This is a genomic window from Amycolatopsis sp. NPDC023774 (assembly GCF_040639695.1).
In the GTDB taxonomy this organism is placed as follows: Bacteria; Actinomycetota; Actinomycetes; order Mycobacteriales; family Pseudonocardiaceae; genus Amycolatopsis.
In genome coordinates this window covers 1-10,228 of record NZ_JBFAAJ010000060.1, presented here as the reverse complement: position 1 = coordinate 10,228, position 10,228 = coordinate 1, and the positions used below count along the sequence as shown (strand labels likewise).

Annotated in this window: 10 protein-coding genes and 1 pseudogene; 6 read left to right on the top strand and 5 right to left on the bottom strand. The window is 70.6% G+C overall.

What is annotated here, in order from left to right:
• Positions 1 to 154: 154 nt before the first annotated feature.
• Positions 155 to 1,510 (bottom strand): FAD-dependent monooxygenase, encoded by a 1,356-nt coding sequence (locus AB0F91_RS45250; RefSeq protein WP_360608376.1) that lies wholly within the window; start codon positions 1,508 to 1,510, stop codon positions 155 to 157.
• 112 nt (positions 1,511 to 1,622) lie between these two features.
• Here AB0F91_RS45250 and AB0F91_RS45245 point away from each other — a divergent pair, with 112 nt between their 5' ends.
• Positions 1,623 to 2,183: a TetR family transcriptional regulator gene (locus AB0F91_RS45245; RefSeq protein ID WP_360608374.1), complete on the top strand. Its 561-nt coding sequence runs from the start codon at positions 1,623 to 1,625 to the stop codon at positions 2,181 to 2,183.
• 2 nt (positions 2,184 to 2,185) lie between these two features.
• Here the strand turns inward: AB0F91_RS45245 and AB0F91_RS45240 are convergent, their stop codons facing one another.
• The gene (locus tag AB0F91_RS45240) at positions 2,186 to 2,806 is read right to left on the bottom strand and encodes an L-threonylcarbamoyladenylate synthase (protein ID WP_220243032.1); all 621 of its coding nucleotides are present in this window, start codon (positions 2,804 to 2,806) and stop codon (positions 2,186 to 2,188) included.
• 74 nt (positions 2,807 to 2,880) lie between these two features.
• On the opposite strand from AB0F91_RS45240, the gene AB0F91_RS45235 reads away from it, so the two are divergent.
• The 4 genes from AB0F91_RS45235 (at position 2,881) to AB0F91_RS45220 (ending at position 5,914) form a co-directional block, all read left to right on the top strand.
• On the top strand, positions 2,881 to 3,600 hold the full coding sequence (locus AB0F91_RS45235; protein ID WP_360608372.1) for an MgtC/SapB family protein: 720 nt from the start codon (positions 2,881 to 2,883) through the stop codon (positions 3,598 to 3,600).
• 122 nt (positions 3,601 to 3,722) lie between these two features.
• Entirely contained in the window at positions 3,723 to 4,712 is a 990-nt protein-coding gene (locus AB0F91_RS45230) for a DivIVA domain-containing protein (RefSeq protein WP_360608370.1), read from the top strand.
• Between the two features lie 125 nt (positions 4,713 to 4,837).
• Positions 4,838 to 5,554, top strand: a complete 717-nt coding sequence (locus AB0F91_RS45225) for a CPBP family intramembrane glutamic endopeptidase (RefSeq protein ID WP_360608368.1) — start codon at positions 4,838 to 4,840, stop codon at positions 5,552 to 5,554.
• A gap of 78 nt (positions 5,555 to 5,632) precedes the next feature.
• A complete protein-coding gene (locus AB0F91_RS45220; protein WP_220243036.1) occupies positions 5,633 to 5,914 on the top strand; it encodes a metal-sensitive transcriptional regulator in 282 nt (93 codons plus the stop codon).
• Positions 5,915 to 5,973: 59 nt separating this feature from the next.
• Here AB0F91_RS45220 and AB0F91_RS45215 read toward each other — a convergent pair whose 3' ends face one another.
• Positions 5,974 to 8,208: a heavy metal translocating P-type ATPase gene (locus AB0F91_RS45215; protein ID WP_360608366.1), complete on the bottom strand. Its 2,235-nt coding sequence runs from the start codon at positions 8,206 to 8,208 to the stop codon at positions 5,974 to 5,976.
• A gap of 6 nt (positions 8,209 to 8,214) precedes the next feature.
• Positions 8,215 to 8,421, bottom strand: coding sequence for a heavy-metal-associated domain-containing protein (locus AB0F91_RS45210; RefSeq protein WP_360608364.1), 207 nt, complete (start codon positions 8,419 to 8,421; stop codon positions 8,215 to 8,217).
• A 112-nt stretch (positions 8,422 to 8,533) separates the two neighbouring features.
• On the opposite strand from AB0F91_RS45210, the gene cobF reads away from it, so the two are divergent.
• Positions 8,534 to 9,307: a precorrin-6A synthase (deacetylating) gene (gene cobF / locus AB0F91_RS45205; RefSeq protein WP_360608362.1), complete on the top strand. Its 774-nt coding sequence runs from the start codon at positions 8,534 to 8,536 to the stop codon at positions 9,305 to 9,307.
• Positions 9,308 to 9,724: 417 nt separating this feature from the next.
• On the opposite strand, the pseudogene AB0F91_RS45200 reads toward cobF, so the two are convergent.
• Positions 9,725 to 9,984, bottom strand: a pseudogene (locus AB0F91_RS45200) (DDE-type integrase/transposase/recombinase); the annotation flags it as partial.
• Between the last annotated feature and the right edge of the window lie 244 nt (positions 9,985 to 10,228).

Below are 10,228 nucleotides of genomic sequence, written 5' to 3'. Positions count from 1 at the left end.
ACCGCATCCCATCCAGGCACCATGCGCGCATCGGCCGGACCAGCACCTGCCCGCACACACGACCTGGCCCGGCCCGCTCGACAGGCGCTGATCACCGACGAAGACGTGTCCGCGACGCGACCGCCGGCACAGCGGCCTCCCGGGCAAACCGAGCTCACCGGCCGAAGTACTCCATCGGATCCCCCACCCAGCCCACATGCGCGTCAGGCCGGACCAGCACCTCCCCGTCGCCCCGCGCGAACACCACCTCGTCCGGCAACCGGGCCGGGCGGTGGTCACCGACGAAGACGAAACGGCCACCCCGCAACTGCTCGTACAACCGGCCCCCAGGAAGCGCACGGTCCTCAGCACGGGCGCCGACAAGTCGGCCCGCGCCGGCCGGCGGTGCGTAGCGGATGCCGACACCCGAGATCACGCCGGCGACGCGGCGGGCGAGGGGGGCCGCGGACAGGACGGCGCCGAGGAGCCGGTTGCGGGCTTCGCGGAGAACCAGTGGCCTGATCATCGCCAGGCGAATGATCGCGCCGCTGCTGTGCAGGACGAGGCGGCCGACGGGGCGGCGCTCGGTTTCGTAGGTGTCGAGCAGGCTCTCCGGCAGGCGGCCGGCCAGGACCTCGACGAGCTTCCAGCTCAGGTTGGCCACGTCCTGGAGACCGGTGTTCATGCCCTGGCCGCCGGCGGGCGAGTGGACGTGGGCGGCGTCGCCGGCGAGGAAGACGCGGCCGCAGCGGTAGTGCGGGGCCTGGCGCTCGTCGCTGTGGAAGCGCGAGAGCCAGCGCGCGTCGCGCATGCCGAGGTCGGTGCCCAGGGAGCGGCGGGTGATGTCGCGGACCTCGTCGAGTGCGAGCGGCGCGTCGTCCGGGACCTGGGAGCGCCGGTCCCAGGCGAAGACGCGGTAGTAGCCGTCGCCGAAGGGGGCGACGAAGGCGAAGCCATCGCCGACGCCGTTGACCATGAGGAGGTCGTCGGGCGGCGAGTCGAGCCGGACGTCGGCCAGCATGATCGATTTCAGCACCGAACGGCCGGGGAACGGCAGGCCGAGCTGCCGGCGCACGACGCTGTGCAGCCCGTCGGCGCCGACGAGGTAGCGGGCGCGGTAGAGCTGGCCGTCGGCGGTGGTGACGTCGACGCCGTCGTGGTCCTGGGCGAGCGTGCGCACCTCGGCGCCCCACACGAACTTTGCGCCGAGCCGCTCGGCGCGGGAACGAAGGATCTCCTCGGTGTGGGTCTGCGGTGTGATCAGCAGGTAGCCGTAGCGCGAGGGCAGCTTCGCGAGGTCGATCTCGACCCGGTCGAACAACCGCAGCTGACGCAGGCGCGCGCCGGTGGTGATGAGCTCGTCGGCGACGCCGCGCACGTCGAGGTGCTCCAGCGTGCGGGCGTGGACCCCGAACGCCCTGGTCAGGTTCGATCCCGTGGTCCGCCGTTCGAGCACCGTCACCGCCACACCGGCTTCAGCGAGATCCCCCGCGAGCAGCAGCCCGACGGGTCCGGCTCCGACGACCAGCACTTCCGATTCCATGTCGACCCCCAAGTCAACATCTGTTTGCCAACACCTGTTGGCATCCAGTAGACGCCCCGGTACCGGTCCTGTCAACGCCTGTTGGCCTACAGTTGTTGGCATGACCTCGAACCGGCCCCGGCGCTCCGACGCGACCCGCGCCGCGATCCTCGACGCCGCCCGCGAGCGCTTCGCCGCGGACGGCTACGAGCGCGCGACGATCCGCGCGATCGCGGCCGACGCGGCCATCGACCCGTCGATGGTGATGCGCTACTACGGCTCCAAGGAGAAGCTCTTCGCGGCCGCGGCCCACTTCGACCTGCGCCTGCCCGACTTCACGCAGCTGCCGCTCGAAGACACTGGCACCTTGCTCGCGCGGCACGTGCTGGCGCGCTGGGCGGGCGACGAGACGCTGTTCGCGCTCTTGCGCGCGGGCGTCACCAACGAGACGGCGGCCGAGCGCATGCGCTCGATCTTCGCCGACCAGCTCGGACCTCAGGTCGCGAAGGTGTGCCCGGACCCCGCAGAGGCGCCGGTGCGTGCCGGGCTCATCTCGTCGCAGGTGCTGGGCCTGGCGCTGTGCCGGTTCGTGCTGCGGCTACCACCGGTCGCGGAGATGACCGAGGACGAGGCCGTGCGCTGGCTCGGGCCGACGCTGCAGCGCTACCTCGTCGGGTACTGACGTCACTCGAACCGCGTCGCGTCACCCGCGCCGTAACGGACGATCTCGGCCTCACCGGACGAGAAGTCGACCACCGTGGTCGGCTCGACGCCGCAATCGCCGGAGTCGAGCACCGCGTCGAGCTGGTGATCGAGCTCTTCCTTGATCTCCCAGCCCTGAGTGAGGGGCTCGCCGGAGTCGGGCAGCAGCAGCGTGCTCGACAAAATCGGCTCCCCCAGCTCGGCCAGCAACGCCTGCGTGACCACGTGCTCCGGGATGCGCACGCCGACGGTCTTCTTCTTCGCGTGCATCAACCGCCGCGGCACTTCCTTGGTCGCGGGGAGGATGAACGTGTACGGCCCGGGCGTAGTGGCCTTGATGGCCCGGAACACCGTGTTGTCCACGTGCACGAACTGCCCCAGCTGGGCGAAGTCCTGGCAGACGAGCGTGAAGTGGTGCCGGTGGTCGAGCTTGCGGATCGCCCGGATCCGCTCCATGCCCTCCTGATTGCCGAGCCGGCAGCCGAGCGCGAAGCAGGAGTCAGTGGGATACGCGATGAGCCCGTCTTCACGAAGCAGGTCCACGACCTGGGCGAGCGAGCGCCGCTGCGGGTTCTGCGGGTGCACGTCGAAGTAGCGGGCCATGCGCCGAGCTTAGGGGTGATCCACCTCGGGGGCCGGGCGGGGCGCGCCAGCGAGCGGCGAGGCAAAGTGTCGGCGTGCACGCTCTCTGGTCCACGGACGAACAGTGGTCACTCCTGCTCCCCGTGTTGCTCGCGCTGGTGCTGAGCACGGCGATCGGCCTCGAGCGCGAGGTCGACAACAAACAGGCCGGCCTGCGCACGCACACTCTGGTGGGCGTGGGGTCGGCGGTGTTCATGCTCGTGTCGAAGTACGGGTTCGCCGACCTGCTGAACACCGACCACGTGGCGCTCGACCCCTCGCGGATCGCGGCGCAGATCGTCTCGGGCATCGGGTTCGTCGGCGGCGGGTTGATCTTCGTGCGCCGCGACGCGGTGCGCGGGCTGACAACCGCCGCGACGGTGTGGCTCGCGGCGGCGGTCGGTGTCGCGTGCGGCGCGGGGCTGCCCGTGCTCGCGGTGGCGACGACCGTGGGACTGATCGTGATCACTCGCGGTTTCCCGCCGCTTTCCCGGTTCGTGGCACGGCATCGGCGCGAACCACCCATTCTGCGGCTGAGCTACTCCGACGGGCACGGAGTTTTGCGAAACGTTCTCGCGGGCTGTACCGAGCGCGGCTGGGTCGTCCACCAGGTGGCGGTCGACCGGGAGACGGTTTCCGAAGAGGGGCAACGGATCGCGGTCGTCACGCTGCGGTTGCAGGGGCGCGGTGATCTTGCGGAGTTGACCGCGGAACTCGCGGAACTGCCCGGTGTGCGGAGCACCGCGACGGGCGCGGACGATCCGCTCGAAGATTGATCGTCTCCCCGGCGCCCACCGCGACCCGGTCTTCAGGCACACTGGACGGCACACGGAAACCTCGGTGCGGCAAAGGGAAACTGCGCGCCCGAGGAGAAACCAGCCAAATGGGAGGTGAGGCCATGGCCCCCGAAGGTGGTGAGGACCTGACGTCCGTCGAGCCCCGTTTCGACCCGGCATGGCGCGGCTATCACCGAGGCCAGGTCAAGGAATTCGTGGCCTGGGCCCAGGAAGAGCTCCGCCGGGTGGCGGCTGAACGCGACGCGGCGATGCGGCGCGTGGCCCGGCTGGCGGGGCACAACCGCGAGCTGCACGCGAAGATCGACCGCATCAGCCGTACCCCCATAGAAGCCGACGCGCTCCAGGAACGATCACGGCGCATGATCGAGCTCACTCGCGAAGAAGCTTCGGAAATCATCGCGCGGGCAAAGGAAAAGGCGGAGCAGACGCGTCTCGACGCCGAGGCCGAGGCCGTGCGGCTCACCGAGAAGGAACGCGCGCTCGTCGCCGCGGCCGAAGAAGATCGCCGCCGCCAGTACGCCGCGCACGAGGAGTTCATGCGCCGCGCGGCCGCCGAGCGCGCCGCCGCGGACGAGGCGGCCGCGAAGCAGCGCCGCCGCATGGAGGAAGACCTCACCGAGGCACTCCACCAGCGCCGCACCGCGACGATCACCGAGCTGGAAGCCCGGCGCACGGAAACGCTGCGCGACCTCGACGTCCACCGCACCGAGACGTTGCGCAAGCTGGAGACCGAGCGCATCGAAACCGAGCGTGACCTGGCTGCCCGGCGCGCGGCAACGGTGCGCGATCTCGAGAACCAGCGCACGGAAACCCACCGCGCGCTCGCCGCGCAGACCGCCGCGGCGCAGACGGAGGCCGACACCCGGATCCGCCGGGCGACCGAGTACGCCAACGACATCGTCGCCCGAGCCGACGACCGCGTCGCCGAGCTGACGGCCATCCACCGCCGCCTGAAAACGGCCCTCACCGGCACCCGCGAACTCCTGGCGTCGGCGACTGCGGCGCTGGACCCGCAGCCCGGCGACACCGACACAGCCGTGCCCGTCCAACGCCGCAAACCGGCGCTCACCGAGGCGACCACAACCGGCTGACCTGCGGGTGTCTCATTCGCACAACTTCTGCCGGGGCTACCTGAGCAGGGGTCGGCAGCCCGGCTTTTCACCCGGCCCGGCGTGGATCGGCCCGCGGAGATCACGTGCGCCCTTAAGTTGGGGCCATGACCGTCACCGGGCCGAGAACGACGACGCGGTTGCTGCTGGTCGTCGTGTGCGTGGTGGTGCTGGCGACGGCGACCACGCTCGCCAACCGCGTTCTGCCGGGCTGGGCGTACCCGGTCTGCGGAGTCCTGACGGCGGCGGTGCTGCTCGCGCTGGCGTTCGGCGCCGGGTACTCGCCGGCCGATCTCGGCGTGAGCCGCGCGACGCTCGGGCGGGCGACCGTCACCGGGCTGATCGGGGCCGCGTTCTTCCTGGTCGTCTTCGGCGTCGCTGCTGTGGTACCGGCGTTGCGGACCGTCTACGACGACGGGCGCGTCGGCGATCCCGACCTGCTGCAACTGCTGTGGCTCACGCTCGGACGGATCACGTTCGGCACGGTGATCGTCGAGGAGATCGCGTTCCGCGGCGTACTGCCGGCTCTGCTCGGCGCGCGCGACGACCGCTGGCGGTGGGGGCCGATCCTCGGGGCGTCGGCGTTCTTCGGGCTGTGGCACTTCCTGCCCGCGCTGGCCGTCGGGCGCAACGCGGCCGTGCACGCGGCGCTCGGCGGTATCCCGACGCAGCTGCTGCAGGTGCTCGCCATGGTGGCGGCCGCCGCGGCGGGCGTCTTCCTGTACGCGTGGCGGCATTTCGGCCGGGGCGTGCTGGCCTCCGTGCTGGTGCACTTCACGACGAACGTCGGCGGGCTCGTCATGGCGGTGGCCGTCCGGGCGTGAATACGCATACCCCGTATCGGATACGTAGGGTGGGTATACTGGACGACGTACAGGTGCGAACGAAGGGGACGATGCGCGATGACGGGCTACGGCAACGAACGGGATGCCTATCTGAAGCGTCTGCGCCGCATCGAGGGGCAAATCCGCGGCCTGCAGCGCATGGTAGAGGAGGACAAGTACTGCATCGACATCCTCACGCAGGTGTCGGCGGCCACGAAGGCGCTGCAGTCGTTCTCGCTGGAGTTGCTGGACGAGCACCTGGCCACCTGCGTCGTGCAGGCCGCCGCGGCCGGTGGCGAGGAAGCCGACCTGAAGGTCCGCGAGGCCTCCGACGCGATTGCGCGGCTGGTCCGCTCGTAGGTCCGGACAGCGGAAGAGGGGCGCCCCGGCCGGGGCGCCCCTCTTCCGTTCAGCGCGGCTCAGCGTGCGGTGCGGAAGCCGCGCAGGCGGAGGCTGTTCGAGACCACGAACACCGACGAGACGGCCATGGCGGCGCCGGCGATCATGGGGTTGAGCAGGCCGAACGCCGCCAGCGGCAGAGCTGCGACGTTGTAGGCGAAAGCCCAGAACAGGTTGCCCTTGATCGTGGCGAGGGTGCGCCGCGCGAGGCGGATGGCGTCGACGGCGGCGCGCAGGTCACCGCGAACGAGGGTGAGGTCGCCGGCCTCGATGGCGGCGTCGGTGCCGGTGCCCATGGAGAGGCCGAGGTCGGCTTGGGCGAGGGCGGCGGCGTCGTTCACGCCGTCGCCGACCATGGCGACCACGCGGCCCTCGGACTGCAGCCGCTTGACCACCGCGACCTTGTCTTCGGGCAGGACTTCGGCGATGACCTCGTCGATGCCGGCTGCCTGCGCGATCGTGTGGGCGGCGCCCGCGTTGTCGCCGGTCAGCAGGACCGGGGTGAGGCCGAGGGCGCGGAGCTCGGCGACGGCTCGAGCCGAGGTGGGTTTGATCGTGTCGGCGACGACCAGTACCGCACGCGCTCGACCATCCCAGGCCGCGAACACCGCGGTGGCGCCCTGCTGCTCGGCCGCTGCCTTGGCGTCGGCGAGGGGACCGTCGACGTGAATGCCCCAGTCCGCCAGGAAGGCGGCGCGGCCGGCGAGGACGGCGGTGCCGTCGACGAGCCCGGTGACGCCGAGCCCCTCGGTCGAGCGGAACTCCTGGACCGCGGGCAGTTCGCCGATGCGGTCGCGGGCGCCGGCCACGATGGCTTTGGCGATGGGGTGTTCGGAGGCGTCTTCGACGGCTCCGGCGTAGCGCAGGACCTCGGCCTCGGTGACGCCGTCGGCGGGGTGGACGGCCGCGAGGCTCATGCGGCCAGTGGTGACGGTGCCGGTTTTGTCGAGCACGACGGTGTCGACGCGACGGGTGGACTCGAGCACCTCGGGACCTTTGATCAGGATCCCGAGCTGGGCACCGCGGCCGGTGCCGACCAGCAGCGCCGTGGGCGTGGCGAGGCCGAGCGCGCAGGGGCACGCGATGATCAGCACGGCGACCGCCGCGGTGAAGGCTTCGGCGACGTCGCCGCCGCCGGCCAGCCACGCGACGAGCGTGATCAGGGCGAGCATGAGGACGATCGGGACGAAGATCCCGGACACCCGGTCAGCCAGCCGCTGGACCGCGGCTTTGCCGTTCTGGGCTTCCTCCACGAGGCGGGCCATCTGGGCGAGGCGGGTGTCGTCGCCGATCCGGGTGGCCTTCACGACCAGGCGGCCGCCGACGTTCACGGTCGCACCGGTCACGGCGTCGCCGGTGGTGACTTCGACGGGCACTGATTCGCCGGTGATCATGCTGACGTCGACCGCCGAACTGCATTCGGTGACCACGCCGTCGGTCGCGATCTTCTCACCGGGCCGGACGACGAAGGCGTCGCCCACGCGCAGTTCGCTCACGGGGACGCGCCGTTCGGTGCCGTTCCGGAGGACGGTGACGTCCTTCGCGCCGAGTTCGAGCAACGTGCGCAGGGCGGCGCCGGAGCGGCGCTTCGCGCGGGCTTCGAAGTAGCGACCGGCCAGGATGAACGTGGTCACGCCCGAGGCGACTTCGAGGTAGATGCTGTTCGTGCCCATCCCGGGCGTGACGGTAAAGGCGAAGGCGTCGCGCATCCCGGTCATGCCGGCGGTGCCGAGGAACAGGGCGTAGAGCGACCAGAGCGTGGCCGCGGAGACGCCGAGGGAGATCAGGGTGTCCATGGTCGCAGCGCCGTGGCGCAAGTTGGTCCACGCGGCGCGGTGGAACGGAAACGCCCCCCACACCACGACGGGCGCGGCGAGGGTGAGCGAGAGCCACTGCCAGTTGTCGAACTGCAGCGCGGGGACCATCGCGAGCAGGATCACCGGCACCGTCAGCAGCGCCGAATACACGAGCCGGTCTCGCAGGGGGCGGGTCTCGTCCTCGGGCTCGGAGGCTTCGGGTTTCTGGGGTTCGGGGCGCTGCGCCGTGTAACCGGTGGCTTCGACGACGCCGACCAGGTCGTCGACCGAAATCGTGGCGGGGAACTCGACGTGGGCCTTCTCGGTGGCGTAGTTCACGCTCGCCGTGACCCCGTCGACCTTGTTCAGCTTGCGCTCCACCCGGGCGGCGCAGGAAGCGCACGTCATCCCGCCGATGACGAGCTCGACCGTCTGCGGAGCGTGTGCCGTCGTGGTCATGGCGGCCTACGCGACGAGCCGGTAGCCGGCCTCGGTGACGGCCGCGGAGACGGCCTCCACGGCCAGCGGCTGCTCACTGACGACCTTCACCACGCCCGACGCGAGGTCCACGTCGACTTCACGGACACCGGCGAGCTCCCCGACCTCTTCGCGCACCGCGCCGACGCAATGCGCGCAGGTCATACCCTCGACGGTGTAGGTGGCTTCGGTCATCACCGGCTCCTTCGTGCTGTGGCTTTCCTGATGTCTTTATACCCCTTGGGGGTAGGGGTTCACCACACGGGCCGCCTGTGGGACCGGTTATCCGGCCCGGCAGACTGCGGTGATGCGGAAGCTCTACGCGATCGGGATCGGCGCCGGCGACCCGGAATACCTCACCGTCCAGGCGATCGACCGCCTCAACCGCGTCGACGTGTTCTTCGTCCTCGACAAGGGCTCCGCGAAGGCCGACCTCGTGCGGCTGCGCCAGGACATCCTGTCGCGCTTCGTCACCCGGCCCGGCTACCGCGTGGTCACCGCCACGGACCCCGACCGCGACCGCACGCCGTCCGACTACCGCGCCGCCGTCGCCGACTGGCACGAGTTGCGCACGGACGTCTACGAGCGTCTCATCCGGGACTCCCTCGGCCCCGACGACACCGGCGCTTTCCTCGTCTGGGGCGACCCGTCGCTGTACGACAGCACCATCGCCCTCATCGAGGCAGTGCTCGCGCGCGGCAACGTGGCTTTCGACTACGAGGTGATCCCCGGCGTGAGCAGCATCTCCGCCCTCGTCGCCCGCCACCGCACGACGATGAACCAGATCGGCCGCGCCGTCCAGCTCACCACCGGCCGCCGCCTCGCCGCGGGCTGGCCCGCGGACGCCGACGACGTCTTCGTCCTGCTCGACGCGCACACCACCTTCGACCAGTTCACCGACCAGGGTCTGCACATCTACTGGGGCGCATACGTCGGCACCCCCGACGAGATCCTGCTGTCCGGCCCCCTGGACTCCGCTTTGGCGGGCCGCATCCGCTCGGTCCGCGCGGAGGCCCGCGAAAAGCACGGCTGGATCATGGACACGTACCTGCTGCGCCGGCCGGCGGACCGAAGGCAGTGATGAGTGAGCTTCTCCAGGACCGGATTCAGCGCCGGTTCGATGCGTCGGTCGACACCGGCGCCGAGGCCGGTCCGCACCTCGCTGTCTACGAGGGTGGCGCGCACGGCCGAGCCGGGCGACCGCTCACTTCCGGCACGCCGTTCACCTGCGGTATGCTATTCCGCCCGGCCGGTACGCCGGCATCTCGTTGCCGAACCAGCCGCCTTGAGCGGCCGCCGGGAGAGACACAGCCCCCTTGCCCTCCCGAGGTGTATTGACCTGTGAGGTTGGGGGCGCGGCTGGCGGATGGTTTTCCGGCGAGTGCGGTGTGCCCGCGGTCGTGGTTGGTGGTCTGGAGCCAGTGCGGTAGGGCTGCGCGGCGTTGGATCTGGGATTGGCAGGGCGGGCGTAGGCCCACCCGTCGAGCAGTGCGCAGGGGAAGCGTTCGATGCGTTTCCGTTGGTCTGCGACCCCAGGGGCTTGGTGCGTTCGTGGCTGTTCCCGATGTCTGCGAGAGCCTCGGGCCAGGGCCGGTAGCAGGACCCGTTGTCGGTCAGCACTCGCTGGACGGTGCTCCCGCAGTTGGTGACGAACGCCTGGCCCCGGAACGCGGCCGCGGTTTCGCTGGTCTCGCCGGGCAGTATTTCGGTGTAGGCCAGGCGGGAGCGGTCGTCGACGGCGTTGTGGAGGTAGCTGTAGTCCAGGCCGGCCGGCCGGGCGGCGGGTGCGGTGCGGTGCTGTGCCGGTCGAGCGGGCGACTGGATGCCGCAGCCCACGGTCAGGGCGCTCGCTGGACCGGCGACCGGCGGTGGTCCGTCAGAGACCGGCCGGAATCAAGCGGAGAAGATGTGGAAATGCAGTCAGGCCCCGGGAGAACCGCTTTCGCGTTCTCAGACCGGGGCCTGACTGTACTGTTAGTTCGGCGGCGTCCTACTCTCCCAC